Annotated in this window: 25 protein-coding genes; 18 read left to right on the forward strand and 7 right to left on the reverse strand. The window is 67.1% G+C overall.

The window, feature by feature from the left end:
* The first annotated feature begins 2 nt into the window (after positions 1-2).
* Complete coding sequence (locus tag KO490_RS11420; protein ID WP_216019532.1) at positions 3-983, forward strand: GNAT family N-acetyltransferase; 981 nt, start codon at positions 3-5, stop codon at positions 981-983.
* On the opposite strand, the gene KO490_RS11425 is transcribed toward KO490_RS11420, so the two are convergent.
* Entirely contained in the window at positions 980-1,702 is a 723-nt protein-coding gene (locus KO490_RS11425) for a PAS domain-containing protein (protein ID WP_216019533.1), read from the reverse strand. The two genes, KO490_RS11420 and KO490_RS11425, sit on opposite strands and share 4 nt — an antisense overlap.
* 250 nt (positions 1,703-1,952) lie before the next feature.
* Here KO490_RS11425 and gmk point away from each other — a divergent pair, with 250 nt between their 5' ends.
* From gmk to KO490_RS11480, 11 genes are all read left to right on the forward strand, one after another.
* The gene (gene gmk / locus KO490_RS11430) at positions 1,953-2,585 is read left to right on the forward strand and encodes a guanylate kinase (RefSeq protein ID WP_216019623.1); all 633 of its coding nucleotides are present in this window, start codon (positions 1,953-1,955) and stop codon (positions 2,583-2,585) included.
* Complete coding sequence (locus KO490_RS11435) at positions 2,582-3,100, forward strand: gamma carbonic anhydrase family protein (protein ID WP_216019534.1); 519 nt, start codon at positions 2,582-2,584, stop codon at positions 3,098-3,100. Before gmk ends, KO490_RS11435 begins: the two co-directional genes overlap by 4 nt.
* On the forward strand, positions 3,097-4,209 hold the full coding sequence (locus KO490_RS11440; protein WP_252727139.1) for a cell wall metabolism sensor histidine kinase WalK: 1,113 nt from the start codon (positions 3,097-3,099) through the stop codon (positions 4,207-4,209). The genes KO490_RS11435 and KO490_RS11440 overlap by 4 nt, the downstream gene beginning before the upstream one ends.
* A 61-nt stretch (positions 4,210-4,270) precedes the next feature.
* Positions 4,271-5,026 (forward strand): ribose-5-phosphate isomerase RpiA, encoded by a 756-nt coding sequence (gene rpiA / locus KO490_RS11445; RefSeq protein ID WP_216019535.1) that lies wholly within the window; start codon positions 4,271-4,273, stop codon positions 5,024-5,026.
* Between the two features lies 1 nt (position 5,027).
* On the forward strand, positions 5,028-6,407 hold the full coding sequence (gene gorA, locus KO490_RS11450; protein WP_216019536.1) for a glutathione-disulfide reductase: 1,380 nt from the start codon (positions 5,028-5,030) through the stop codon (positions 6,405-6,407).
* Positions 6,408-6,501: 94 nt separating this feature from the next.
* Positions 6,502-7,725, forward strand: a complete 1,224-nt coding sequence (hflK, locus tag KO490_RS11455) for an FtsH protease activity modulator HflK (protein WP_216019537.1) — start codon at positions 6,502-6,504, stop codon at positions 7,723-7,725.
* The gene (hflC, locus tag KO490_RS11460; protein WP_216019538.1) at positions 7,725-8,936 is read left to right on the forward strand and encodes a protease modulator HflC; all 1,212 of its coding nucleotides are present in this window, start codon (positions 7,725-7,727) and stop codon (positions 8,934-8,936) included. The genes hflK and hflC overlap by 1 nt, the downstream gene beginning before the upstream one ends.
* A gap of 380 nt (positions 8,937-9,316) precedes the next feature.
* On the forward strand, positions 9,317-10,675 hold the full coding sequence (locus KO490_RS11465; protein ID WP_252727154.1) for a DegQ family serine endoprotease: 1,359 nt from the start codon (positions 9,317-9,319) through the stop codon (positions 10,673-10,675).
* 85 nt (positions 10,676-10,760) lie between these two features.
* Positions 10,761-11,084 (forward strand): 2Fe-2S iron-sulfur cluster-binding protein, encoded by a 324-nt coding sequence (locus KO490_RS11470; RefSeq protein WP_216019540.1) that lies wholly within the window; start codon positions 10,761-10,763, stop codon positions 11,082-11,084.
* Between the two features lie 267 nt (positions 11,085-11,351).
* Complete coding sequence (gene katG / locus KO490_RS11475; RefSeq protein WP_216019541.1) at positions 11,352-13,526, forward strand: catalase/peroxidase HPI; 2,175 nt, start codon at positions 11,352-11,354, stop codon at positions 13,524-13,526.
* A gap of 144 nt (positions 13,527-13,670) precedes the next feature.
* Entirely contained in the window at positions 13,671-14,078 is a 408-nt protein-coding gene (locus KO490_RS11480; protein ID WP_216019542.1) for a DUF2141 domain-containing protein, read from the forward strand.
* A gap of 7 nt (positions 14,079-14,085) precedes the next feature.
* Here KO490_RS11480 and KO490_RS11485 read toward each other — a convergent pair whose 3' ends face one another.
* From KO490_RS11485 to KO490_RS11500, 4 genes are all read right to left on the reverse strand, one after another.
* Positions 14,086-14,793, reverse strand: coding sequence for an anti-sigma factor domain-containing protein (locus KO490_RS11485; RefSeq protein ID WP_216019543.1), 708 nt, complete (start codon positions 14,791-14,793; stop codon positions 14,086-14,088).
* A complete protein-coding gene (locus KO490_RS11490) occupies positions 14,790-15,239 on the reverse strand; it encodes a sigma-70 family RNA polymerase sigma factor (RefSeq protein ID WP_216019625.1) in 450 nt (149 codons plus the stop codon). The genes KO490_RS11485 and KO490_RS11490 overlap by 4 nt, the downstream gene beginning before the upstream one ends.
* A gap of 211 nt (positions 15,240-15,450) precedes the next feature.
* Positions 15,451-16,251, reverse strand: a complete 801-nt coding sequence (locus KO490_RS11495; RefSeq protein WP_216019544.1) for a DUF4394 domain-containing protein — start codon at positions 16,249-16,251, stop codon at positions 15,451-15,453.
* 162 nt (positions 16,252-16,413) lie between these two features.
* A complete protein-coding gene (locus tag KO490_RS11500; protein WP_252727140.1) occupies positions 16,414-17,517 on the reverse strand; it encodes a zinc-binding dehydrogenase in 1,104 nt (367 codons plus the stop codon).
* A gap of 222 nt (positions 17,518-17,739) precedes the next feature.
* Between KO490_RS11500 and KO490_RS11505 the strand changes: the two genes are divergently transcribed.
* Entirely contained in the window at positions 17,740-18,696 is a 957-nt protein-coding gene (locus tag KO490_RS11505) for a 2-hydroxyacid dehydrogenase (protein WP_216019545.1), read from the forward strand.
* 9 nt (positions 18,697-18,705) lie between these two features.
* On the opposite strand, the gene KO490_RS11510 is transcribed toward KO490_RS11505, so the two are convergent.
* Positions 18,706-19,371, reverse strand: coding sequence for a GntR family transcriptional regulator (locus KO490_RS11510; RefSeq protein WP_216019546.1), 666 nt, complete (start codon positions 19,369-19,371; stop codon positions 18,706-18,708).
* 128 nt (positions 19,372-19,499) lie between these two features.
* Between KO490_RS11510 and KO490_RS11515 the strand changes: the two genes are divergently transcribed.
* From KO490_RS11515 to KO490_RS11535, 5 genes are read left to right on the forward strand one after another with little or no spacing between them, the layout of a single operon-like run.
* Positions 19,500-20,717, forward strand: a complete 1,218-nt coding sequence (locus KO490_RS11515; protein WP_216019547.1) for a CaiB/BaiF CoA-transferase family protein — start codon at positions 19,500-19,502, stop codon at positions 20,715-20,717.
* On the forward strand, positions 20,717-21,619 hold the full coding sequence (locus KO490_RS11520; protein ID WP_216019548.1) for a hydroxymethylglutaryl-CoA lyase: 903 nt from the start codon (positions 20,717-20,719) through the stop codon (positions 21,617-21,619). Before KO490_RS11515 ends, KO490_RS11520 begins: the two co-directional genes overlap by 1 nt.
* Complete coding sequence (locus tag KO490_RS11525; RefSeq protein ID WP_216019549.1) at positions 21,616-22,911, forward strand: TRAP transporter large permease; 1,296 nt, start codon at positions 21,616-21,618, stop codon at positions 22,909-22,911. The genes KO490_RS11520 and KO490_RS11525 overlap by 4 nt, the downstream gene beginning before the upstream one ends.
* A gap of 31 nt (positions 22,912-22,942) precedes the next feature.
* Positions 22,943-23,974 carry a TRAP transporter substrate-binding protein gene (locus KO490_RS11530; protein ID WP_216019550.1) on the forward strand — a complete coding sequence of 344 codons (1,032 nt, stop codon included), beginning with the start codon at positions 22,943-22,945 and terminating at the stop codon, positions 23,972-23,974.
* A 4-nt stretch (positions 23,975-23,978) separates the two neighbouring features.
* Complete coding sequence (locus tag KO490_RS11535; RefSeq protein ID WP_252727141.1) at positions 23,979-24,479, forward strand: TRAP transporter small permease; 501 nt, start codon at positions 23,979-23,981, stop codon at positions 24,477-24,479.
* A 39-nt stretch (positions 24,480-24,518) separates the two neighbouring features.
* Here KO490_RS11535 and KO490_RS11540 read toward each other — a convergent pair whose 3' ends face one another.
* Positions 24,519-25,421: a LysR family transcriptional regulator gene (locus KO490_RS11540; RefSeq protein WP_216019551.1), complete on the reverse strand. Its 903-nt coding sequence runs from the start codon at positions 25,419-25,421 to the stop codon at positions 24,519-24,521.
* Between the last annotated feature and the right edge of the window lie 5 nt (positions 25,422-25,426).

A 25,426-nucleotide genomic window follows, 5' to 3' on the forward strand; every position in this document is an offset into this window, starting at 1 on the left:
TGATGCAATCGCTTCGACTGACCCGCCCCTGGCCCGAAGATGTCGAAGCGATCGCCGCCGCCATGGCAGATTGGGAAACAGCCCGCTGGCTGACCGTCGTGCCCTATCCCTATGCCGAGGCCGATGCCCGCGCCTTCATCGAAGAGGCGGGCCCGGACGAATATGCCATCCGCATGGGCGAGGGGCTGGTCGGCATGCTGCGGCTGGGCGACAGCTTCGGGATCTGGATGGCGCCTGGCTGGCAGGGACGGGGCATCGCGCGCCGCGCGGCGCTGCTGGCATTCACCCGCTTCTTCGCCGCCGGAGCGGACGGGATCGGCGCGCGGTATCTGGACGGAAACGACCGTTCGGCCAAGCTGCTGGACTGGCTGGGCTTTCGCCCGGTGGAACGGTTGCAGATCAATTCCCGGCCCCTGGGGCGTGATGCCCCGGCGCAGGGCCTTCATCTGAGCCGCGGCGATTTCGAGGCACGCCATTCCATCGCGATCGACACCCCGCGCCTGCGGATCGACGCTGTGCGACCAGACGACATGGAGGCGCTGCACCGCATCGTGACCCGCCCCGAGGTCGCGCGGATGTTGCTGCGGTTCCACCCGGACATGAGTGTCGATGAGGTGACCCAGATCCTGACCGACGGGGCGCTGACGCCGCCGCTGCGTCTGGCGGTGCGCCATGCGGGGCGGGTGATCGGGGCCGTGGGGCTCAGCGCCGGAACGGTGCCTCGGCTCAGCTATTTCCTTGATCCGGAAATGGCCGGGCAGGGGATCGGGCAGGAGATGGTGGCGGCGAGCTTTGCCGAGATCGTCGCAAGGCTCGACCCGCCGCAGATCGAGGCGGATGTCTTCCTTGACAATCTGCCGTCGCGCAACGTGCTGAAGAACCTTGGATTCCGCCGGTCCGAGGATGTGGCGATCACATCGCTTGGGCGTAACGGACCGGATCAGGCCGCCCTGTATCGCTGGCGTCCGGGGACGATCAGCTAGCTGTCGGAATTGCCGATGAGGCGGAACATCGCGCGGCGTTCCTCGGGGCTGCGGGGGCTGCGCGGGGCGGGGGTGAACTGGTCGGGATCCTCCGCGAAACCGATCTGCGAGGGCGAGGGCGCAAGCGTGCGCCCCCCCTCGATGATCGGCATCACCTCGTCGCCCGTCAGGTCGAAACGGCGCGGCGCAACGCCCGGCTCGCCCTCGGCGATCAGGCATCCCAGTGCGCGCGTGACATCGCCCAGGTCGGAGCGCAGCGGCAGCAGCAGCATCTGCGCGGTCAGTTCGGGGCGTGCGTAATCGCCCTGCGAATGGAAGGTCAGGCGGGCCATTTGCGGCGCCTTGAACACGCTTTCCAGCACGTCCGAGAAGCGCCCGCGGGAACTGGTATTGACGAAGGCGCAGATCGGCATGCCGCGCACCTCCATTCCCATGAGGTCGATCAGGTGGCGGCCCGCAAGGCGCAGGCGGCCTGCACCCGGGGCGATCCGTTCCAGGATGAAGGCATGATCCAACGCCCGCGAGATGCCGCGCGGATCGACATCGCTGCGCGCAGGAACGGCACGACCGTTTCGGATGCCCTCCCAGTAGTCGCGCAATTCGGCAAGAACGCGATCCGGTCGGCAGGGTTCGTAATCGGCCAGCCGGACGACGCGATCCGGTACGGACAAGGTGAAGCTGTCCGGACTGGCGTCTGACCTGTCTTCCCGCTCGGTCAAATTGTACCTCTCACGCAATATTCAGAACATAAGCCAAGCCGCATCGACTGCGAAACCCCGGGCGATGAATACGCCACAAACAGGTCTTGCGCGAGTCAATTGATGATCAAATGGTTAAACAACTACGCCGAAAGTTGAAAGTGTTACCGATCCCATCGCGCCCGTCTTCCGCGACGGCTTGACCGGGAGGTGTCATCGGGGCATCCACTTGCCCGAAACAAGGCACTACCAGGAAGGATCGCCCTGCATGATGGATCGCACAGGCCTGATGGTCATCCTGTCATCCCCGTCCGGGGCGGGGAAATCGACGCTGGCCCGCAGGCTGATGACCTGGGACCCCAGTCTCAGCTTCTCGGTCTCGGCCACGACCCGCGCCCCCCGCCCGGGCGAGGAGGACGGCGTGCATTACCACTTCACCGCACGCGAGGAGTTCCTGTCCCTGGTCGAGACCGGTCAGATGCTGGAACATGCCGAGGTGTTCGGCAATCTCTATGGCAGTCCGCGCGGCCCGGTCGAGGCCGCGATGATGGCCGGTCGCGACACGCTGTTCGACGTCGATTGGCAGGGCGGTCAGCAGATCCGCGCATCGGCGCTTGGGGGGCATGTGGTGTCGATCTTCGTGCTGCCCCCCTCGCTGCCCGAACTGGAACGCCGGCTGCGCACGCGCGGGCAGGACAGCGACGAGGTGATCGCGGGCCGCATGGAGAAGAGCCGCAGCGAGATCAGCCATTGGGCCGAATACGATTACGTCCTGGTCAATGACGACCTGGACCGGACCGAGGCCGACCTGCGCGCGATCCTGACCGCCGAACGCCTGCGCCGCACGCGGCAGGCGGGGCTGGGTGCCTTCGTCAAGGATCTGATGGCCGAGGAGAGCGCATGAACTGGGAACTGGACGGCATCGCGCCGCAGATCGATGCGGATGCATGGGTGGCCCCCGATGCCTCGTTGATGGGGCGCGTGGTGCTGGAGGAGGGGGCCTCGGTCTGGTTCGGGGCCGTCCTGCGCGGCGACAATGAGGAGATCCGCATCGGGCACGGCAGCAACGTGCAGGACCTGTGCTGCCTTCATACCGATATGGGCCACCCGCTGACCATCGGCCCAGATTGCACCGTCGGTCACCGCGCCATGCTGCATGGCTGCACCATCGGTGCGGGCGCGCTGATCGGGATGGGTGCCACGATCCTGAACGGTGCCGTTATCGGCGAAGGTGCGTTGATCGGTGCCGGTGCGCTGATCCCCGAGGGGCGCGAGATCCCGGCAGGCGCGCTGGTCATGGGCACACCGGGCAAGGTCGTGCGCCAGCTGGATGACGAGGCCCGCGGGAAGCTGATCGAATCCGCCCGTCGCTACCGCGCCAATGCCGCGCGGTTCCGGGCAGGGCTGAAGCCCGCATGATGCCGCCGGGCACCGCGCGCCGCGTCCAGGGCTTTCTCGACGGGGTGCCGATGCCCATGCTGGCCGTCGATCACCGCACCCGCGTCATCGCGGCCAATCCCGCCGCCGAGGCGATGCTGGGCGGCGATCTGATCCAGCGCCCCTTCGTCACGGTGCTGCGCCATCCGGCCATCGTTGCCGCCGTGGACTGGGTGCTGCATCCCGATGCGCATGATGCGCCCGCCACCGATCCGGCGCTGTTCCACCCGCCCGAGGGCGGTGCGACCCTGCGCGCGCAATTCGCGGCCGACGGGCGCGACATCCTGGCCGAGGTGACGGTGTCGCCGTTGCCCTCGATCTTCGGGCGGGGCGCGATGGTCGCGCTGCACGACCGGTCGGTGGCCGAAGAGGCCGAGCAGATGCGCCGCGATTTCGTGGCCAATGTCAGCCACGAGCTGAAGACCCCCCTGACCGCGATGACCGGCTTCATCGAGACCCTGCGCGGGCCCGCGCGCGACGATGCCCGCGCCCGCGACCGTTTCCTCGACATCATGGAGGGCGAGGCCGCCCGCATGAACCGCCTGATCCACGACCTGCTGTCGCTGAGCCGCGTGCAGGCCGAGGAACGCCAGCGCCCTTCGACCAAGGTCGAACTGGGTGCCCTGCTGCGCGGCGTGGTGGCCACCATGACCCCCCGCGCCGAGGCTGCGGGCGTCGATATCCATGCGCAGGGACTTGACGAGGTCGTGACCCTGCCGGGCGATGCCGATCAGCTGACGCAGGTCTTTCAGAACCTGATCGAGAATGCGCTGAAATACGGCGGTGCGGGCGGGTTCCTGGGGCTGCGGATGGAACGCATCGCGCATGAACCGATGCTGCGCGGCCCCGCCTGGGCCGTCACCGTCGAGGATCGCGGCGACGGGATCGAGGAACAGCACCTGCCGCGCCTGACCGAACGCTTCTACCGGGTGGACACGCATCGCGCGCGGGCACAGGGCGGCACGGGCCTGGGCCTGGCCATCGTCAAGCATATCGTCAACCGTCACCGCGGACGCCTGAAGATCGACAGCCGCCGGGGCGAAGGCAGCCGGTTTGTCGTGATCCTTCCCGAAACCAGCTCTCGCGCCTAGTGGCCCTCGGGGCGTCGATCGCCTATAACGGCGCGGCACCTGTGACGGGAGAGGGATTACCATGTCTGACGCAACCGGCTTCGATCCGGCCAAGCTTGCCGCCGCCAACGCCTCGGTGCGTCTGGTCGAGGATGGGATGAAGCTGGGTCTGGGCACCGGATCCACCGCCGCCGTGATGGTCGAGATGCTGGCCCGCCGGGTCGAGGCCGAGGGGCTGAAGCTGCGCTGCGCCGCCACATCCAGGGCGACGGCCGAACAGGCGCTGTCGCGCGGCCTGCGGGTCGAGAGCCTGGACGATATCGGCTGGCTGGACATGACCATCGACGGGGCCGACGAGGTCGATCCCGACCTGCACCTGATCAAGGGCGGCGGGGCCGCGCATCTGCGCGAGAAGATCGTCGCCGCCGCCAGCGACCGCATGGTCGTCATCGCCGATCCCGGCAAAGTGGTCGAACGCCTGGGCAAGTTTCCCCTGCCGGTCGAGGTCCTGGGCTTCGGCTTCGAAAGCAGCCGCACCCTGATCCGTCGCGCGCTGGACAAGCTGGACCTTGGCGGGCACGACGTGCTGACCCGGATGAAGGGCAGCGACCCCCTGATCACCGACGAGGGCAACCTGATCCTGGACCTGCACCTGGGTGCCATCCCCGATCCGGTGTCCCTGGCCCATGCGCTGGCGGGCATTCCGGGCGTGGTGGAACATGGCCTGTTCCTGGGCATGTGCGACCTTGCGATCATCGGAAAGGCCGATGGCGATGTTGTCGAATTGGCGCGCGATGCCGATATCGATGCCGACATGCTTGCCCATGAAGGAGAATGAGATGAACTTCGACTACGACCTCTTCGTGATCGGGGGCGGTTCCGGCGGCGTGCGTGCCGCCCGGATCGCGGCCGGCGACCATGGCGCGAAAGTGGGTCTGGCCGAGGAGAGCCGCATGGGCGGCACCTGCGTCATCCGGGGCTGCGTGCCCAAGAAGCTGATGATCTTCGCATCGGGCGCGGGCCTCGCCATCGACGAGATGCGCGGCTATGGCTGGACGGGCGCCGATGCCGGCACGTTCGACTGGGAAGTGTTCCGCGAACAGCTTCATGCCGAGCTGAACCGGCTGGAGCTGATCTATCGTGCGGGTCTGGACCGCGCGGGGGTCGAGGTGCACGACCAGCGTGCCACCCTGGTCGATCACCACGCCGTCGAACTGGCCGACGGTACGCGCAAGACCGCGCGCCACATCCTGATCGCGGCGGGCGGGCGTCCGGCGGCCATCGGCATCCCGGGCGAGGAGCTGGCCATGGTCAGCGACGACCTGTTCCTGATGGAGAAGCTGCCCAAGCGCATCCTGCTGGTCGGCGGCGGCTTCATCGCCTGCGAATTCGCGACCATCCTGGCGGGGATGGGCGTCGAGACGGTGCAGGCCTATCGCGGGGATGCGGTGCTGCGCGGCTTCGACCGCGAGGGGCGCGATCTGGCAACGCTGCAGCTGTCGCAGGTGGGCGTTGATCTGCGCCTGGGCATCACGCCCACGGAACTGCGCAAGTCGGGCGACGGCATCGAGGTCGATTTCGACGACGGCAGCACCGACAGCTTCGACCATGTGCTGATGGCCACGGGCCGCAACCCCTATACCGCCGGGCTGGGGTTGGAGAATACCGAGGTTCTGCTGAAGCCCAACGGCGCGATCGAGGTCGACGAATGGTCCCAGACCAGCGTTCCCTCGATCTTCGCGGTGGGCGATGTGACCGACCGCGTTAACCTGACCCCGGTCGCGATCCGCGAAGGCCACAGCTTTGCCGATACCGTCTTCGGGGCCAATCCGCGCAAGGTCGATCATTCCATCGTCGCCAGCGCCGTCTATCTGCGGCCGCATGAATTCGCGACTGTCGGCCTGACCGAGGAAGAGGCCAAGGCCCGCGGTCCGGTCGATGTCTTCGCCACGACATTCCGCCCGATGCGGTCGATGTTCGCGGGCAGCGATGCCAAGGTGATGATGAAGCTGCTGGTCGATCCGCGCGACGACCGCGTGCTGGGCTGTCACATCTTCGGCCCCGAAGCCGGAGAGATGATCCAGCTGGCCGCGATTCCCATCGGAATGGGCGCGACCAAGGCGCAGTTCGACGCAACCATCGCGGTCCACCCGACCGCGGCCGAGGAACTGGTCACGATGCGCAGCGCGACGCGTCGTCACGAGGGCGTTCACGCCTGACCGCGCGCAGGTGCCGCAGGTCCGCGCCTTGACTTTTCACGGCGCGGCCCCAGTTTTCAAGTAACGGAAATTCCAACGAAAGAAGGTTCGACGGATGGCAAATCAGGGCCCCTGGGGCGGAGGCAATGGCGGCCGGAAGGACGGGGATGACGACAAGCGCCCCGCCGGTCGTCCTTGGGGAGAACAGCCGCAGGGCGGACGTCGTCCCGGTCAGGGCAACGACCCGCAGCGCCCCGAGATCGAGGATCTGATGAAGAAGGGCCAGGAACGCCTGCGCGTCCTGATGGGCGGTCGCGGAAATGGCGGGAACGGCAGCAATGGCGGGCCGGGCGGGCGCAAGCCTTCGGGTCCGAATTTCGGGCTGAACCGATCCACCGTGTCGATCGTGGCGCTTGCCGCGGTCGCGCTCTGGGCGTTTTCCAGCTTCTACCGGGTGCAGACCAACGAACAGTCGGTCGAGTTCCTGTTCGGTCGCGCCGTGGCCGTGGGCACCGAGGGTCTGAACTTCGCGCCCTGGCCCTTCGTCACAGCCGAGGTCGTGTCGGTCACGAACGAACGCGTGACCGAGATCGGGACCGGACGTGGCGGAGAGCTGGACAGCGGCCTGATGCTGACCCGCGATCAGAACATCGTGGACATGGAGTACCAGGTCGTCTGGAACATCCGCGATCCGCAGATGTACCTGTTCAACCTGGCCGATCCGTCGGACACGATCCGTGCCGTTGCGGAATCCGCGATGCGCGACATCATCGCCCGCAGCGAGCTTGCGCCGATCCTGAACCGCGACCGCGGTGCCATCGCGCAGGACCTGCAGGAGGCCGTGCAGCAGACGCTGGATGCCTACCAGTCGGGGATCAACGTGGTCCGCGTCAACCTCGACCGTGCCGACCCGCCCGAAGAGGTGATCGACAGCTTCCGCGCCGTGCAGGCCGCACAGCAGGAACGCGACCGCCTTGAGAAGGAGGCCGACGCCTATGCCAACCGCGTTCTGGCGCAGGCCCGCGGTGACGCGGCGCAGTCGCTGGAACAGGCCGAAGGCTATCGCGCCGAGGCCGTCAACAACGCCTCGGGTGAGGCCGCGCGCTTCAACTCGATCTACGAGGAATACGTGAACGCACCCGAAGTCACGCGCCGCCGGATGTATCTCGAGACGATGGAGGAGGTTCTGGGCAACGTGAACAAGATCATCATCGGGGAAGGCCTGAGCGAAGGCGGATCGGGCGTCGTGCCCTATCTGCCGCTGGACCAGCTGCGCGGGACCGGCAACAGCTCGGACGATCAGGCGGAAAATGACCAGAACACCGGAGGGTCGAACTGATGGCACGCCGCACGCAGACCCTTGCAGCGCTTGCGCTGCCCGCATTGATCGTCGCTGGCGTCCTGGCCGGCGGGGCATTGTTCATCGTGGATGAACGCGAAAAGGCGCTGGTCCTGCGCCTTGGCCGTGTCGTCGATGTCCAGGAGGCGCCGGGCCTGAACTTCAAGGTTCCGTTCCTCGACAACGTGGTGAAATACGACGGCCGCATCCTGGGCCTGCCGACCAGCCCGCTCGAGGTGACGCCCGCCGATGATCGCCGCCTTGTGGTCGATGCCTTCGCGCGCTGGCGCATCACCGATCCGGTCCGCTTCCGCCAGGCCGTGGGTTCGGGCGGTGTCGATACCGCGCAGCAGCGGTTGGAGCCGATCGTCCGGAACGCCATCCGCGAGGTGCTGGGCACCGTTCCCTCGACCACCGTGCTGTCGGACGAGCGGACCGCGCTGATGAACCTGATCCGGGACGAGGCGCGCAACAACTCGGAAGGGCTGGGGGTCGAATTCATCGACGTCCGTCTGACCCGGACCGACCTGCCCGAGCAGAACCTGACCGCGACCTATGCGCGGATGCGGGCCGAGCGCGAACGCGAGGCCGCAGACGAGATCGCCCGTGGCCGCGAGGCCGCGCAGCGGGTCCGCGCCGCGGCCGACCGGACCGTGGTCGAGCTGACATCCGAGGCCAGCCGCCGCGCCGAGATCGTCCGAGGCGAGGCCGATGCGCAGCGCAACGCGATCTATGCCGATGCCTATGGTCGCGACCCCGAGTTCTTCGCCTTCACCCGTTCGCTGACTTCGTATGAACGCGCGCTGAAGGGCAGCAACAGCTCGATGGTGATGCAGCCCGACAGCGAGTTCTTCAGCTATCTGTCCGGCGACGGATCGGAGAATGCGCAGCCCGCGCAGAGCCCGGTTCCGGCAGGCAATTCGGCGGCACGGCTGAACGTCCCGAAGCCCGTCCCCGAGGTCGAGGAAGAGGAGCTGGTCACCCCCGAGGTGACCGATCGCGAAGGCAACCGCCTGGGCGAGAATGCGGGCGTCAAGCTGACCCCGGTCCCCGAGAGCCTGTCGCCCCCGCCGCAGCAGGAATCCGAGATCGTGGCCCCGGACGCCCCGCTGGAAGGCGCGTCCGCCGACGAGGCGGAGGCCCCCACGGACGAGGCGCCGGTCGAAGGCGCCGCCGAGGACGAGGGCGAGGAACAGGCCCCCGCCAACTGATGCAGCCGAAGGGCGGGACCGACAGGCCCCGCCCTTTTTCGCGGCCGCAATCACGATCAGTTCACATCCCGAGAGCGTGGTTTATTTGCAACGTCCCGGCGGATAACGTTCTGATAGCCTTGGCAGTCCGGGCGCGCGGCGCATGTCGGACCTGCCTTCGATACAAGAGGACATACAGCATGAAACAGCTTCTTCCTCGGCACCTTCTGACCGCATCGGCCATGGCGATCGCCCTTGGCCTTGGCCATGCCGGCGCCCAGCAGGTGGTCGAACCCGCCAACGAGGATCAGGCCCCCCAGATCAGCCAGGAGGCACAGGACGCGGCGGACGCGAACAAGCCCCTTGGCGTCGACGGGGCCGAAGCGGCGCCCCAGCACGTGATGCCCGGCAGCTTTGCCGACCTTGCCGAGCAGGTCTCGCCCGCGGTGGTGAACATCACCACCACCGCCGTCGTCTCTCAGCCCACGCAGGGCGGCCCGGTCTTTCCCGAAGGCAGCCCGTTCTCCGACCTGTTCCGCGAGTTCGGCTTTCCGGGCACCCCCGGTCCGAACGGCCAGTCGCAGCGCCAGATGCCGCAGCGTTCCAACGCCCTGGGATCGGGCTTCGTCATCTCGGCCGACGGGTTCATCGTCACGAACAACCACGTGATCGACGGCGCCGACGAGATCGAGATCGAGTTCTATTCGGGCGAACGTCTGCCAGCCGAAGTGGTGGGAACCGATCCATCGACCGATATCGCGCTGCTGAAGGTCGAAAGCCCCGAGGCCATTCCCTTCGTCCGCTTCGGCGACAGCGATGCCGCCCGCGTGGGCGACTGGGTGCTGGCCCTGGGCAACCCGCTGGGGCAGGGCTTCTCGGCCTCGACCGGGATCGTGTCCGCGCGCAATCGCGAATTGTCGGGCACCTATGACGATTACCTGCAGACCGACGCCGCCATCAACCGCGGCAACTCGGGCGGGCCGCTGTTCAACCTTGCGGGCGAGGTCGTGGGCGTGAACACCGCGATCCTGTCGCCCAATGGCGGCTCGATCGGGATCGGCTTCTCGATGGCGTCGAACGTCGTCTCCGAGGTCGTCGATCAGCTTCGCGATTTCGGTGAAACCCGTCGCGGCTGGCTGGGCGTGATGATCCAGGACGTCTCCGAGGAGATGGCCGAGGCGCTGGACATGGACGGTCCGGGCGGCGCGATGATCACCGACGTGCCCGAAGGCCCCGCACAAGAGGCGGGCCTGAAGGCCGGCGACGTCATCATCGCCTTCGATGGCGAGGCGATCGAGGATACCCGCGATCTGGTGCGCCGCGTGGCCGACGCGCCGGTGGGCGAGGCGATCGAGGTCACCATCCGCCGCGATGGCGACGAGGAGAAGCTGGACGTCACCATCGGCCGCCGCGAGACCGCGCAGGGCGAGGACCAGCCCGACGAGCCCGAGGGCGAGACCGAGCTGCTGGGTCTGTCCGTCACGCCCCTGACCGCCGAGATGGCGCAGGAGCTGGGCGCACCGCGCGGGACCGAAGGCCTGGTGATCACCGGCGTCGACGGTTCGTCCAGCGCGGCCGAGAAGGGCCTGGCCGCAGGCGATGTCATCACCGAGGTGAACCAGCAGCCCGTCGGCACCATCGCCGATCTGCGCGCCCGCGTGGACGAGGCCCGCGAGGCCGGTCGCCGTTCGGTGCTGATGCTGATCCGCCGCGAAGGTGCGCCGCTGTTCGTGGCGCTGCCCATCGCCGAGGACGAGTGAAGGGACAGGGGCGGCCCTTCGGGGCTGCCCCTTTCCAAATCGGGCGACCTTGCTTAACTGGGCCGGGCAACAAGGGAACCAGCTGATGGCCAAGATTACCTATGTCGAACATACCGGAACCCGTCACGAGGTGGATGTCCGCCCGGGCATGACCGTGATGGAGGGCGCGCGCGACAACGGCGTGCCGGGAATCGATGCCGATTGCGGGGGCGCCTGCGCCTGTTCGACCTGCCATGTCTATGTCGCGACGGAATGGCTGGACCGCCTGCCGCCGCGCGACCCGATGGAGGAGGACATGCTGGACTTCGCCTATGAACCCGACCCGACGCGGTCGCGGCTGACCTGCCAGATCAAGGTCACCGAGGAACTGGACGGCCTGGTCGTCGAGATGCCCGAGCGCCAGATCTGAAACCTTTCCAGGGGGCCGCGCCAGTCGCGGCCCTTTTCCTTGCGCGACAAGCTTTCCTTCTGTCCCGCGACAAGGATCATGGCATGATGGTTCCTGCGCCGCGTCATAAGATGAACTTTGGATGACCATCAGCCGATACAAATTCACCTGATGCCCGTGATCGGTTAGAACAGGCGCATGACGATTCGAAGGGGCTCGCAGCGGTCCCGACGGCACGGGCGGCCCCAAGGGCCGTCGGACCAGAGCATCAGAGAGACGGAGACTGACATGGACGGCAACCCGATGAACACCGGCAAATGCCCGGTGATGCATGGCAGCCATACCTCGACTTCCAGCCAGAACACCGATTGGTGGCCGAGCGCGCTGAACTTCGACATCCTGCATCAGCATGATGCGAAGACGAAGCCCTATGGCGGCGATTTCAACTACCGCGAAGCGCTGAAGACGCTGGACGTCGAGGCCCTCAAGGCCGATGTCCGCCAGCTGATGGTCGAGAGCCAGGCCTGGTGGCCGGCCGACTGGGGCAGCTATGTCGGGATGTTCGCGCGCGTCGCGTGGCACGCCGCAGGCTCCTATCGCCTGGCCGACGGTCGCGGCGGTGGCGGGACCGGCAACCAGCGCTTCGCGCCGCTGAACAGCTGGCCGGACAACGTCAACACCGACAAGGGCCGCCGCCTGCTGTGGCCGATCAAGAAAAAATACGGCAACAAGATCAGCTGGGCCGACCTGATGATCCTGTCGGGCACCATCGCCTACGAGGTCGCCGGTCTGAAGACCTTCGGTTTCGCCTTCGGTCGCGAGGATATCTGGCACCCCGAGAAGGACGTCTACTGGGGCGCCGAGCGCGAGTGGCTGGCCGAATCCGACAACCGCTACGAGGATGTCAGCAAGCCCGAGACGATGGACAACCCGCTGGCAGCCGTCCAGATGGGCCTGATCTACGTCAACCCCGAAGGCGTGAACGGCAAGCCCGATCCCATGGCGACCGCCGCCCAGGTCCGCGAGACCTTTGCCCGCATGGCCATGAACGACGAGGAGACCGCAGCCCTCGCCGCAGGCGGTCACACCATCGGCAAGTGCCACGGCAACGCCCAGGCCGAGGATCTGTCGCCCGAGCCCGAAGCCGCCGATCCCGAATTCCAGGGCATCGGCTGGATGAACACCAAGGGCCGTGGCATCGGTCGCGACCAGATGGTCAGCGGCATCGAGGGTGCATGGACGTCCGAGCCCACCAAGTGGGACATGGGCTATTTCGACATGCTGTTCGGCCATGAATGGGAACTGCGCAAGTCGCCCGCCGGCGCATGGCAGTGGGAACCCGTCGACATCAAGGAAGAGGACATGCCGGTCGATGTCGAGGATCCCTCGATCCGCTGCATGCCCATCATGACCGATGCCGACATGGCGATGAAGGTCGATCCCGCCTATCGCGCGATCTGCGAGAAGTTCATGGCCGACCCGGCCTATTTCGACGATTGCTTCGCCCGTGCATGGTTCAAGCTGACCCACCGCGACATGGGTCCGAAGGTCCGCTATTTCGGCCCGGACGTTCCGTCCGAGGATCTGATCTGGCAGGACCCGGTCCCGGCAGGCAACACCGGTTACGACGTCGAGGCCGTCAAGGCGAAGATCGCCGCGACCGACCTGACCACGGCCGAACTGGTGAACACCGCCTGGGACAGCGCCCGCACCTATCGCGGTTCGGACATGCGCGGCGGGGCCAACGGCGCCCGCATCCGCCTGGCCCCGCAGAAGGACTGGGAGGGCAACGAGCCTGCCCGCCTGCAGAAGGTCCTGTCGGTGCTGGAGCCCATCGCCGCCGAGACCGGCGCATCGCTGGCCGATGTCATCGTGCTGGCCGGCAATGTCGGGATCGAGCGTGGCCTGAAGGCCGCGGGCATGGACATTGCGGTGCCCTTCGCACCGGGTCGTGGCGATGCCACCGCCGAGATGACCGATGCGCCGTCCTTCGACGCGTTGGAGCCGATCCATGACGGCTTCCGCAACTGGCTGAAGCGCGATTTCTCGGTCAACCCCGAGGAGCTTCTGCTGGACCGCGCGCAGCTGATGGGCCTCAGCGCCCCCGAGATGGTCGTGCTGCTGGGCGGCATGCGCGTTCTGGGCACCAACCACGGCGGCACCAAGCTGGGCGTTCTGACCGACCGCGAAGGCGCGCTGACGCAGGACTTCTTCGTCAACCTGACGGATATGGACTATCGCTGGACCAAGGCCGAGGACGGCACCTACGAGATCCGCGACCGTCAGACCGACGCGGTCAAGTGGACGGCGTCGCGCCTGGACGTGGTCTTCGGGTCGAATTCGATCCTGCGCAGCTATGTCGAGCTGTATGCCCAGGACGACAATGCCCGCAAGTTCGCCGAGGATTTCGTCGCCGCATGGACCAAGGTGATGAACGCCGATCGCTTCGATCTGGCCGCCTGATCCGCAGCGACCGCGAAAACAGGGGGCGCACCGCAGGGTGCGCCCCTTTTTCGTTGCGCGGAGCATGGCGCATCACGCGACCGTGGGCTTGCCCGTTGCACCGGGCCATGCTTGGCTGCAGGCAATCCGGACGGGAATCCCCGCATGCTGCGTTGTCTTTGCGTCTTGGCGACGATCCTGCCCGCCACGGGTCACGCCGGGCGGATCGACATCGCCTTCACCGACCTTCCCTCGGCCGAGGGAAGCGTCTTCTGCGCGCTGCACGATCATTCGCAGGGGTTTCCCGGCAGCGGGCAGATCGCCAGCCAGCGCGTCGCGGCGGGGCAGGGGCATTGCCGCTTCGACGGATTGCCACCCGGTCGCTATGCGGTGGCGATCCTGCACGATCGCAACGACAACGGGCGCATGGACGTGAACGCATTGGGTCTGCCGGTCGAGGCCTGGGGCGTGTCGGGCAATATCCGCCCGATGATGCGCGCGCCCCGCTTCGACGAGGCCGCGTTCCAGCTGGACGACCGCCCCCGCAGCATGTCGATCCGCATGATCCGATAGGGTCCGTTCAGATGACGGGTTCCTTGGCCAGGCCCTTGCCCAGGATCGGTCCGGTCGGCAGGTTCGTGGGCGATCCGCCATCCGGCTCGGCCGTGATCTCGTAGAGCTGGCTTGCCCCCGGCGCGGGCAGCCCCGGCACCGTCAGCGTGTCCGAACGCCCCGACACCAGCAGCCCCAGGGATACCGGCAGGCCGTCGGCATCGGGCTTGGTCCAGACCTGCATCACGCGCCCGGCGGGCAGGTCGGGCCGTTCCAGCAACGTGACGCGGGTGGTGTTGTCGGGCTGCCCCTCGATCAGGGCGACGGCCTCGCCATCGGCGTCCAGAAGCACCGCCACCACGGCGGGTTCGGGCGATTGCAGCAGGGTCCAGCCCAGCATGGCGGCCATCAACGCGGCAGCGGCCATCCCCCCGAAGGCGGCCCCCTGCCAACGGCGCAGACGTGCCCGCGCCAGATCCACGACCCGGGCCGCCCGGGCCGCCTGCGCAGGCGTCGCGTCCTCCAGCCTGTCGCGCAGGCGGTCCCAGAAACCCAGGGGGATCGGCAGCACGGGCGCGGTGTCGTCCAGCGCCATGAAGCGCAGCCGAGCCTGTTCCAGGCGCCGCGCCACATCGGCATCGCGCAGGGCCAATTCCTCGACCCGCGCCGTATCGGCGTCGGATGCAAGGCCCAGCACCACCTCGTCGATCAGGATGTCCGGCACTTGCCCGGTCATGACAGACACTCCCTCAGCTTGACGAGGCCGCGACGCAGCCATGACTTCACCGATCCGAGCGGCGCGTTCATCCGGCCCGCGATCTCTCCGTGACTGTGGCCCAGGACATAGGAGGACAGGATGGCCCGCCGCGTATCGGGTTCCAGACCTTCGAGGCATCGTCGCAGGTCCAGCGTGCGGGGCAGATCGTCGAAGGCTGCATCCACGGCGTGGTCGTCGGGATCCGTCCCGCCATCCTCGCCGCGGTCTTCGTGGCGCAGCATCGTCAGGCATCGGTTGCGCAGGATCGTGAAGATCCAGCCCCGCGCGCTGCCGCGCATGTCGTCGAACTGGTGCGACCGCCGCCATATCAGGACCAGCGCGTCCTGGACCGCATCCTCGGCCAGGTCCGGGCGACGCAGCATCCGTCTGGCAATTCCCAGCATCCGTCCGCCCTCGGCATCCATCAACCGGCGCAACGCCTGCCTGTCGCCGGCCGCGCATGCCTTCAGCAAAGCCGCATGATCGATCACGTCGACACCCGTCCCTTCGGAACGGACATCCCGCGTCGTTCCCCCTCATCAAGGGCTAGTCCGCCATGCCGCATCTTGTCAAACGCGATCATGGCGGGGTGCCTGCGCGGGACCGCGCCCTGCGCCGGCCGTTCACTTGTTAAACTTACTTCGCGGTCATGAAAGTGATGTCGCGGAGCATGGCGCCGTCCGAACCCTGGATGTCCCAGCTTTCGGTGACGCTGCCATCTTCCAGCGAAACGGTGTGCAGCTGGCCGTCTGCGGCCAACCATGCGGTGTTCGTGCCTTCGGCATCGGTCGCGATGTCGAACGCATAGGTATCGGCGCCCTCGATGCCCAGCTTGCCCACCGCGGCCAGCGTGCCGTCATTGGGCGAGGTCTGCTGGATCAGCGCGACGATTGTGCTGTCGATATCGTACATCGCCGTCGCCTCGGGCTTGCCGAAGCTGTTGATATAGGCGGCCGCGACGATGGCAGGGGCCTCGCCCGCATGCATGTCCTGATCCTCGAAGGCCAGGCTGCCATCGACCGTCACGGCACCGGTCTCGATGTCGACGCGGTGGTTCGTGCTGCCCGACATGAAGCGCAGCTTGTCGGCCATCGGGTTTAAATCGACGATCACGGCGGCGTCGCCCTCGATCGGCAATTCGGTATCCATGGTCGAGATGACGGTCGCGGTGCCGGTCTCGGGGTCGATCTCGACGATCTCGAAGCTGTCCGAGACGCCGATCAGCTGGCCCGTCGCGGGGCGCAGGTCGATGCCCAGCAGCCGGTCCACGCCCTCGACCTCGATCGAGGCGGTGACCGTGGCCGAGGAGGCGTCGATCATGTGCAGCATCTTGTCGCCCGAAAGGCCCACGGCCATATGCGCCCCGTGGTCGTCCGCCATGGCGGCGGTGGTCGTCATCAGCGCGGCGGCGGTCAGTCCTGCAATCTTGTAGGTCATCGGTCAGCTCCTGTCGGGATCGACCGCGGTGCATCCGCAGCCTCCATACCCCTAGGACTCGGGGCGGGGGGCGTTTGGATGCAGACCGACAGAATTTTTTTCGCAACCCGCCGGAAATCGTCGGGCGGGACCGGGCGGAGCCATCTCCGCCCGGTCGATCCGTCAAGGCGTGATCAGGTATTTCTCGCCGGTGGACTTGCGCTCGTAGGCGCGGGCGATCTCGGGGTCCAGCGCCTCTTCCAGCGTGATCCGCGAGGTGTAGTGGCTGGCGAAGGTCGTCTTCATCTCGTCCGCGACGCGGGCGCGCATGCGCTTGACCACCTCGGCATCGGCGGATTGCAGGAAGGGGAACAGCAGCCAGCCGCCGATGTTCCAGCTGAAGCCGAAGCCGCGGCGCAGGATCGTGGGCGACAGGTCCAGCGCGCCATAGATATAGGCCTGCTTCATCGTGGTCGAGCCATAGCGGTTGTAGCTGTCCATCTTGCGCTTGGCGACGGCCTCCATGGCGTTGAGGATGATGCTCGTCATCTCTCCTCCGCCGATGGCGTCGAAGGACATGGTGGCGCCGGTTTCCTCGATCGCGGCTTCGAGATCCTGCTGGAAGCTGTCGAGGCTGCTGTTCACGACATGGGTCGCGCCCAGATCGCGCAGCAGCTTCACCTGTTCCTCGGATCGGACGATGTTCACCAGGCCCACGCCGTCATCCTTGCAGATGCGCACCAGCATCTGCCCCAGGTTCGAGGCTGCGGGGGCATGGACGATGGCCGTGTGGCCCTGCGCGCGCATCGTCTCGACGAAGCCCAGCGCGGTCAGCGGGTTCACGAACAGCGACGCGCCATCCTCGGGGCCGGCATCGTCGGGCAGCACGATGCAGCTTTCGCGCTCGATCAGGCGATAGCGCGCATACATCGCACCGCCGATCATGGCGACGCGCTTGCCGATCAGGTCCTGCAGGTCGGAACCCGCGGCCACGACCTTGCCAGCGCCCTCGTTGCCGACAGGCATGGATTCGCCCAGCCGCGACTCCACGGCCTTCAGCGCCTGCTGCGGCACCTCGGCCAGCAATACGCCATCCTGGGATGTCAGGGTGCCGATATCGGCGGGGCCGAACAGCAGACCCAGATCCGAGGGGTTGATCGGCGCGGCCTCGATCCGGACCAGCAGCTGCCCCTTGCCGGGTTCGGCCAGCGGCACGGGTTCCAGGTTCACCCGCAGCTTGCCATCGTCGCTGATGGTCGAGCGCAGTTCGATGTTCTCGCGTTCCATTCCGTTCCTTCCGGCTTGTCGTGAATGCGGACCTGCGAACAATGCGGCCCGCCGCCCGTGGTTCCTGCCATGCGGGCAGGTGCCCTGGTCCGGGCGGAACATCCGCCACCCGGCGCGCGACCGCAATCGCCATTCGATCACGGGTGTTTGTCCTTGCACCCGGGGCGATCACCGGACAGCCTTTGCCAAATTGCACAACGCGCATGACCGACAGAGGCAAAGATGACCGAGAAACCCGAACTGATGGTGATGACGACGCTGCGCCCGCAGGCGATGGCCCGGCTGGAGGACCATTGCACCCTGCTGCGCTGGGACGAGGCCGGGGACCGTGAGGATTTCCTGCGTTGCCACGGGCCGGGATGCCGGGCCGTCGTGACCAGCGGCCATGTGCCCCTGACCCGTGGCATGCTGGATGCCATGCCGGATCTGCGACTGGTCTCCTGTTCATCGGCCGGATACGACGCCTTCGACGCCGACGCCCTGGCCGAACGCGGGATCGCGCTGACGAATACCTCTCGGGCGCTGCATGACGATGTGGCCGATACGGCCATGATGCTGATCCTTGCCGCCCGACGCGCCCTCGTCCCGGCCGAGGCGCATGTCCGGTCGGGGGCATGGGCGCGTGACGGAGCGTTTCCGCTGCAGCGCAAGGTGGCCGGAACGCAACTGGGGATCGTCGGCATGGGCACGATCGGGCAATCCATCGCGACCCGTGCGCAGGCATTCGGGATGCAGGTGGCCTATTGGAACCGCAGCCCCAGGGATCTGCCCTGGCCGCAGGTGCCCGACCTGGTGCAGCTTGCCCGCGACAGCGATCACCTGGTCGCCATCGTCGCAGGGGGCGAAGGGACGCGTGGCCTGATCTCGGAGCGGGTGCTGGAGGCGTTGGGCCCCGAGGGTCTGTTCGTGAACGTCGCGCGTGGAACGGTGGTGGACGAGGCTGCGCTGATCGCCACGCTGACCGATGGGCGCCTGGGCGCGGCCGCGCTGGACGTCTACGAGAACGAGCCCGCGCCTGACACGCGCCTGACGGGCCTGCCCAATGTCCTGAACTATCCGCACCATGCATCCGGCACGGTCGAGACGCGCGACGCGATGGCCGGGCTGGCTGCGGACAATGTCGTGGCCTTCTTCGCGGGGGCGCCGCTGATCTCGCCCGTCGATCTGGGACCGCGCTGAGCGCGGCGGTCATTCCTCGCGCAGAAAGGTCGCGGCGGCGGACAGGATATGCGCCTCCATCGTCCGGGCGGCCCAGTCGGGCAGCCCGAGCGCGATGGCCTCGGCGATGTCGTGATGGTGCCCTGCCGACCGCATGCGCTGACCCAGGCCGTATCGTTGCAGCGTCAGGCTGACGAAGGCCACGTCCACAGTGCTTTGCAGCAGCCTCTCGAGGCGCGGCGCACAGGCGGCCTCGAGGATCAGCTTGTGGAAGATCGCGTTCTCCTCCTCGATCCGGCGGGTGATGCCGGGATCGCTGCCATTGGCCAGGACGGCGACATGGCGGGACATGCGCTGCGCGGATTGTCTCAGGGCTTCGCGCTGTTCGGGACTGGCGCGCTCTGCCGCACGCGCGGCGGCATAGGCCTCGAGCCGCGCGCGGATGTCGAAGATCTCGCGCATCTCGTCGGGCGTGGGCAGCACGCACCACAGGCCGCTGCCGGTCCGCCGCTGCAGCAGCCCGTCGATCAGAAGCCGTCCGATGGCCGCGCGGACGGGGGTCCTGGACAAGCCGAGCATCTGTGCCAGCCCGATCTCGGTCACCTTGCGGTTCGTGGGCAGCCGCCCGTTCAGGATCGCCTCGCGCAGCTGGCGATAGGCGCGGTCCGCATGGCTTTCGGGCTTCTGGTGTTCCATGGCTCTGCAATACAGAAATTTTTCTGATTGTATCCCGATCCACGATTTTCTTGCAAGATTCGTTCAGGATGTTCCAGAATGTATCCAAGGAGGCGGCTTTCTGGCCGCGAGGGAGGAAAGGACCAGCCATGAGCAAACCCGAGCCGCAAGGTTTCGGGCCCCTTCAGGGGCTGCGCGTGATCGAGATGGGGCAGCTGCTTGCGGGACCCTTCGTGGGCACGCGCTGCGCCGATTTCGGGGCCGAGGTGATCAAGGTCGAGGCCCCCGGCAGCGGCGATCCGATCCGCAACTGGGGGCGCAACCAGTATCAGGGCAAGACGCTGTGGTGGCCGATCATGGCGCGCAACAAGCATTCGGTCTCGGCGAACCTTCGCGATCCGCGCGGGCAGGATCTGATACGCAAGCTGATCGGGACCGCCGATGTGCTGATCGAGAATTTCAAGCCCGGCACGCTGGAAAAATGGGGCATGTCGCCCGAGGATCTGCACGCGATCAATCCGGGCCTTGTCATCGTGCGGGTCTCGGGCTTCGGGCAGACCGGCCCCTATTCCTCGCGGCCGGGTTTCGCCTCGGTGGGCGAGGCCATGTCGGGGCTGCGATACATCAACGGCTATCCCGACACGCCGCCGCCGCGGCACGGGATTTCACTGGGCGATACGCTGACCGCGCTTTTCGCATTCGAGGGGATGATGATGGCGCTGTTCCGCCGGGATCGGAATGGCGGGCGGGGGCAGGTGGTCGATGCGGCCATCACCGAAAGCTGCTTTGCGATGCTGGAAAGCTGCGTGACCGAATATTCCAAGACCGGCCATGTGCGCGAACCTTCGGGGTCGGGGCTGGCCAAGATCGCGCCCTCGAACATCTATCCCACCGCCGATGCGGGCTATGTCGTCATCGCGGCGAATGTCGATGCGATGTTCCGCAGGCTGGCGCAGGCGATGGACCGTCCCGACCTGGCGACCGATCCGAAATACGCGACCCATATCGCCCGCGGCGACAACCAGGAGGAACTGGATGCGCTGATCGCCGAATGGTCGGGCGCGTTGACCATGGCCGACCTGACCGAGCGGCTCGAACGCTTCGGCGTGGTCTACGGTCCCATCAATTCGATCGCCGAGGTGGTCGAGGATCCGCATTTCCGCGAACGCGGCATGGTGCGCGAGTTCGAGGACGAGGATTTCGGCACCATCACCATACCGGGCGTCTTTCCGGTCCTGTCGGACACGCCCGGCGATGTGGCATGGCTGGGTCCCCAGCAGATCGGGTCGGGCAACGACCGCATCTATGGCGAACTGGGCCTCGATGCGTCGCAGCTTCGGGACCTGCGCGCCGAGGGGGTGATCTGATGGTGAGTCTGTGCGAAGTCGGACCGCGCGACGGTCTGCAGAACCTCGACCGCGTCTTCTCGGTCGAGGAGCGGATCGAGATGATCACCCGGCTGGCGGCGGCCGGTATCCGTCACATCGAGGCCGTGAGCATGGTCCACCCGGCCCGCGTGCCCCAGATGGCGGGCGCCGAGGAGGTGCTGGCGGGTCTGCCACCGCTGCCCGACATCCGCATCGCGGCCCTTGTCCTGAACCTGAAGGGCGCCGAGCGGGCCGTGGCCACGCGCGCGACCGAGCTGCGTTTTGCCATCGTGGCATCGGACACGTTCTGCCGGCGCAACCAGGGCATGTCCGCCGAGGACAGCTTGGCCGAATTCGCACGCGCCGCCGCCGTCGCCCGAGAGGCGGGGCGCGACATCACCGCCGTCATCGCCACCGCCTATGGCTGCCCGTTCGAGGGCGAGATGCCCGAGGATCGGGTCGCGGCGATGGCGCAGTCGGTGATCCGCGCGGGCGCAGGGCAGGTCGTGCTGGCCGATACCATCGGCGTGGCGGGGCCGAACGACATTCACCGTGTGCACCGGGCGATGGCCCCCGTCCTTGGCGACACGGGCTGGGGCGTCCATCTGCACGATACGCGCGGCACCGGAACCGCCAACTTGATCGCCGCGATCGGGCTTGGGGCCGAGGTTGCCGATACCTCGATCGGGGGGTTGGGGGGCTGCCCGTTCGCACCCCGGGCGACCGGGAACATCGCGACCGAGGATGTGAACTATCTTCTGTCGCGGCAGGGAATGCCGACGGGGCTGTCGCATGACCGCCTGACCGCGCTGGTCGAATGGCTCGAGGAACGCCTGCCGGGGCGGATCAGCGGCCAACTGGCCCGCGCGGGCTGGTTCGGGCAGCAGGAGGTCGGCGCATGATAGAGCCCCTGATCGTCCTGGTCGTCCTGCTGTCGCTGATCGCCATCGGCGCGCCGATCTTCCTGGCGCTGGGGGCGGCGGGCATGATGGGCCTTTATATGGCGCGGGGGGCGATGGCGCTGTTCTTCGGGCCGACATCGCTTTTCGCGCAGCTGAACAGCTTCGAGCTGCTTGCCCTGCCGCTGTTCGTGCTGATGGGGAATTTCCTGTCCGCGACGCCCGTGGGCGCGAACCTGTATCGGGCGGCGGCGCTGTGGTTCAACCGTTTGCGGGGCGGGCTGGCCATCGCGACGGTTGGGGCCTCGACCGTGTTCGGGGCCGTGTCGGGCGTGTCGATCGCGGGCGTCGCGGCCATCGGGTCGATCGCGGTACCGCAGATGCTGGCGCGCGGATATTCGCACCGGCTGGCCGCGGGCAGCGTCGTCAGTTCCGGCGCCCTCGCGATGCTGATCCCGCCAAGCGTTCCGCTGATCATCTATGGCGCGGTGTCGGGCGTGTCCGTTGCCGACCTGTTCATCGGCGGCGTGGTTCCGGGCGTGATGCTGGCGACGGTTCTTGCGGGATATATCTGGATCCGGGCGACGCTGAACCCCTCCGAGGCACCGCCGGAAAAGGGCCCCACCGATTGGGGCGCGCGCATCCGGTCGCTGGGCGGGCTGTGGCATGCCGCCGTTCTGGTGGGGCTGGTGCTGGGCGTCATCTATACCGGTGTTGCCACCCCGTCCGAGGCGGGCGCATTCGGCGCGCTGGGCGCCCTGGCCCTGGCCGCGCTGGTCTTTCGCAGCCTGACATGGGCGCGCTTCTGGCAGATCCTTGCCTCCAGTGCGCGGATCTCGGGGGCGATCCTGCTGATCATGGGCTGCGCACGGATCTTCGGGGACTATCTCAACCTGATCCGGCTGCCCGATACGGTTTCGCAGGCGCTGACGCAGACGCAGCTGCCGGCCTTCGCGATCCTGATGCTGGTGATGATCGCGCTTCTGTTCCTGGGCATGCTGGTCGATGCGGTCTCGCTGATCGTCGTGACGACGCCGATCCTGCTGCCGCTGATCGGCGCGCTGGGCTATGATCCCCTGTGGTTCGGAATCATCCTGGTGATGAACCTGGAAATGGCGGTCATCACGCCGCCGGTGGGGCTGAACCTCTATACGCTCAAGGCGGTCGCGCCTGTCCTTGCGATCGAGGACATCATCCGCAGCGTGCTGCCCTTCGTGATCCTGCAATTCCTGGTGCTGACGATGTTCGTCCTGGTGCCGGAGCTGGCGCTGTGGCTGCCGGGGCTGATGCCCTGAGACCACAAGAAAACAAGAGGGAGGAGAAGACATGACCACGAGAAGACAATTCCTGAGCGCGGGTGCCGTGCTTGGCGGTCTGTCCGTCGCGGGGCTGCCGCGCAGGGCATTCGCATCCGAGACGCTGACCGGGGTCAGCTATCTACCGCCATCCTATGCCGACCTGGCCTATGGGTCGCAGGGGCTGGTGGACCGCGTGAACGAGGCCGGGGAGGGCGTCGTCGCACTGGATTACCACGACAGCGGACGCCTTGTTTCGGCCGATGAACAGCTGCCGGCGCTTCGGGCGGGCACCATCGATTTCATGTTCCACACCAGCTCCTATGTCACGCGGTCGCTGCCGATCCTGGGGGTGCTGGGCCTGCCGGGCGTGGTCGGCCCGCTTTACGAGAACCCCGACCGCCTGCGCCGCGGATCGCCCCTGTTCGACCTGATCGCGGCCGAGCTGGAAAAGCAGGGACTGCGCTGCCTGTCGCTTGGCGGTGGCATCATGGAGCCGGAATATGTCTGGAGCGTCGAGAGCGCGCCGATCACCGATCTGACCCAGATCCAGGGCAAGAAGATCCGGCTCGTCTCGTTCGAGGCGTCGGCGGCGCTGGAACATTTCGGCGCGGCGCCGGTGCGCATTCCGTCATCCGAGCTCTATATCGCGCTGGAGCGCGGGACCGTCGATGCGGCGGTGGCCAACATCTCGACCATCAACGGGCGGGCGATCCAGGAACAGGTGCGCTATGCCTATCGCATGCCGGTGACGGGCTTCGCGATCGGCATCTTCACCACGACCCGCCGTTGGGATGCCATGCCCGAGGATGTGCGCGCCGCCTTCATGGAAGGCGTCGAGTGGTTCGACCAGGAAAGCGCCCGCGCGGCGAACGAGGATTACTTCCGCGACCAGTACTGGCCCGCCTTCCGCGAAGCGGGCATCGAGGTCATCGAACCGTCCGAGGCCGAGATCGCCGAATTCGACAAGATCAACGCGGATGTGCGCCAGGTCTGGCTGGACGAGGTCGGGGCCGAGGTCGGCGAACGGGCCATCGCCCTGGCCATGGGCGAGGGGGCCTGATCCGATGCGCGCTGTCGACAGGGCCATGGGATGGCTGACCTGGATCCTGCAGGCCGGCGGCGCGCTGGTGCTGGCCTTCATGATGGTGACCATCGGCTATGACGCGCTGATGCGCCATTTCTTCGCGCGGGCAACCAGTTGGAGCATGGAGGTCAACGCCTTCCTGATGGTGTACCTGGCGCTGGTGACGGCGGCGGACACCCTGCGCCGGGGCGAACAGATCGGCATCGGTTTCCTTGCCGAACGCGGCAGTCCGCTGCGGCAGCATGTGCTGCGCGTCGTCGTGGCGCTTGTGGGGGCGGTCTTCTCGTTCACGATCGCATGGCGCGGGTGGCTGATGGCGCATGATGCCCATGCCTATGGCGAACGCGTCAGCAGCGCCTTCGGCACACCGATGTGGATACCCTATGGGCTGATCCCCGTCGGCTTCAGCGTGCTGGGGCTGCAATTCGTCCTGATGATGCTGACCCGTCCCGCAGGGCAGCAGCGTGCGGATTTCGCCTGACCGAAGGGGGGCGCAACGCGGCCCCCTTCGGCGCCCCGGTCACGAACTGCCCATCCAGTCGGTGTCCAAAGTGCCGATCAGGAAATCCATGAACAGGCGAGTCTTGGGCGTCAGCACGTTGCTGCGCGGATAGACCAGCCAGAGGACCGAGCGGTCGTTCAGACGCCAGTCGGGCAGGATCTGCACCAGGCTGCCCTCGCGCAGTTCCTGCGCCACGTTCCAGACCGAATTGATCGAGATGCCCGCCCCCGCGGTCGTCGCGATCCGCATCGAGGCACCGTCATCGAAGATCGCGCGGCATTTCATCGCCTTGGGGTCCAGCCGCCAGACATCGCGGCCGTTCGTCAGGTCGCGCGCCGCCATGTCCTTCCATGACAGCAGGTGGTGGCCGGGCAGATCGTCGGGCCGCCGCGGCATCCCGTGTTCGGCGACATAGCCGGGCGAGGCGCAGAGGATGCGCGGATCCTCGGCCAGCTTGCGGCCCTTGAGGCTGCTGTCCTGCAATGGCGCGCTGCGCAGCGCCAGATCGAAGCTGCCCTCGATCAGGTCGAAGCGGGTATCGGACAGGCGCAGGTCCAGCGTGATGCCGGGATGGGCCTGGTGGAAGGCGGGCAGCAGCGGCATGATGTGGCGCTGTGCGAAGCTGCTGGGAGCGGCAAAGCGCAGCGTGCCCGTGGGCTGGGCGGCGTCATGGCCCAGAACCGCACGACCGGCCTCGATCTGGGCCAGGATCTCGGTCGCATAGGGCAGAAAGGCCTCGCCCTCGTGGGACAGGGAAACCTTGCGGGTGGTCCGGTGCAGAAGCTCGGCGCCAAGCTGCTGTTCCAGCTTGGCCAGCCGGGCGCTGGCCACGGCGGGGGCCATGCGCAGATCGCGGCCCGCGGCGGTGATGTTCAGCCTTTCGGCCGCCAGCACGAAAAGTCGAAGGCTGTCGATGTCCATTACCG

Source organism: Paracoccus sp. C2R09, from assembly GCF_018860625.1.
In the GTDB taxonomy this organism is placed as follows: Bacteria; Pseudomonadota; Alphaproteobacteria; order Rhodobacterales; family Rhodobacteraceae; genus Paracoccus.

Excerpts from the sequence above, each read along its gene's own strand:
- KO490_RS11420 (WP_216019532.1), top strand. The coding sequence starts at position 3 with ATGCAATCGCTTCGACTGACCCGCCCCTGGCCCGAAGATGTCGAAGCG.
- gmk (WP_216019623.1), top strand. The coding sequence starts at position 1,953 with ATGGATCGCACAGGCCTGATGGTCATCCTGTCATCCCCGTCCGGGGCG.
- KO490_RS11435 (WP_216019534.1), top strand. The coding sequence starts at position 2,582 with ATGAACTGGGAACTGGACGGCATCGCGCCGCAGATCGATGCGGATGCA.
- KO490_RS11440 (WP_252727139.1), top strand. The coding sequence starts at position 3,097 with ATGATGCCGCCGGGCACCGCGCGCCGCGTCCAGGGCTTTCTCGACGGG.
- rpiA (WP_216019535.1), top strand. The coding sequence starts at position 4,271 with ATGTCTGACGCAACCGGCTTCGATCCGGCCAAGCTTGCCGCCGCCAAC.
- gorA (WP_216019536.1), top strand. The coding sequence starts at position 5,028 with ATGAACTTCGACTACGACCTCTTCGTGATCGGGGGCGGTTCCGGCGGC.
- hflK (WP_216019537.1), top strand. The coding sequence starts at position 6,502 with ATGGCAAATCAGGGCCCCTGGGGCGGAGGCAATGGCGGCCGGAAGGAC.
- hflC (WP_216019538.1), top strand. The coding sequence starts at position 7,725 with ATGGCACGCCGCACGCAGACCCTTGCAGCGCTTGCGCTGCCCGCATTG.
- KO490_RS11465 (WP_252727154.1), top strand. The coding sequence starts at position 9,317 with ATGCCCGGCAGCTTTGCCGACCTTGCCGAGCAGGTCTCGCCCGCGGTG.
- KO490_RS11470 (WP_216019540.1), top strand. The coding sequence starts at position 10,761 with ATGGCCAAGATTACCTATGTCGAACATACCGGAACCCGTCACGAGGTG.
- katG (WP_216019541.1), top strand. The coding sequence starts at position 11,352 with ATGGACGGCAACCCGATGAACACCGGCAAATGCCCGGTGATGCATGGC.
- KO490_RS11480 (WP_216019542.1), top strand. The coding sequence starts at position 13,671 with ATGCTGCGTTGTCTTTGCGTCTTGGCGACGATCCTGCCCGCCACGGGT.
- KO490_RS11485 (WP_216019543.1), bottom strand. The coding sequence starts at position 14,793 with ATGACCGGGCAAGTGCCGGACATCCTGATCGACGAGGTGGTGCTGGGC.
- KO490_RS11490 (WP_216019625.1), bottom strand. The coding sequence starts at position 15,239 with ATGGATGCCGAGGGCGGACGGATGCTGGGAATTGCCAGACGGATGCTG.
- KO490_RS11495 (WP_216019544.1), bottom strand. The coding sequence starts at position 16,251 with ATGACCTACAAGATTGCAGGACTGACCGCCGCCGCGCTGATGACGACC.
- KO490_RS11500 (WP_252727140.1), bottom strand. The coding sequence starts at position 17,517 with ATGGAACGCGAGAACATCGAACTGCGCTCGACCATCAGCGACGATGGC.
- KO490_RS11505 (WP_216019545.1), top strand. The coding sequence starts at position 17,740 with ATGACCGAGAAACCCGAACTGATGGTGATGACGACGCTGCGCCCGCAG.
- KO490_RS11510 (WP_216019546.1), bottom strand. The coding sequence starts at position 19,371 with ATGGAACACCAGAAGCCCGAAAGCCATGCGGACCGCGCCTATCGCCAG.
- KO490_RS11515 (WP_216019547.1), top strand. The coding sequence starts at position 19,500 with ATGAGCAAACCCGAGCCGCAAGGTTTCGGGCCCCTTCAGGGGCTGCGC.
- KO490_RS11520 (WP_216019548.1), top strand. The coding sequence starts at position 20,717 with ATGGTGAGTCTGTGCGAAGTCGGACCGCGCGACGGTCTGCAGAACCTC.
- KO490_RS11525 (WP_216019549.1), top strand. The coding sequence starts at position 21,616 with ATGATAGAGCCCCTGATCGTCCTGGTCGTCCTGCTGTCGCTGATCGCC.
- KO490_RS11530 (WP_216019550.1), top strand. The coding sequence starts at position 22,943 with ATGACCACGAGAAGACAATTCCTGAGCGCGGGTGCCGTGCTTGGCGGT.
- KO490_RS11535 (WP_252727141.1), top strand. The coding sequence starts at position 23,979 with ATGCGCGCTGTCGACAGGGCCATGGGATGGCTGACCTGGATCCTGCAG.
- KO490_RS11540 (WP_216019551.1), bottom strand. The coding sequence starts at position 25,421 with ATGGACATCGACAGCCTTCGACTTTTCGTGCTGGCGGCCGAAAGGCTG.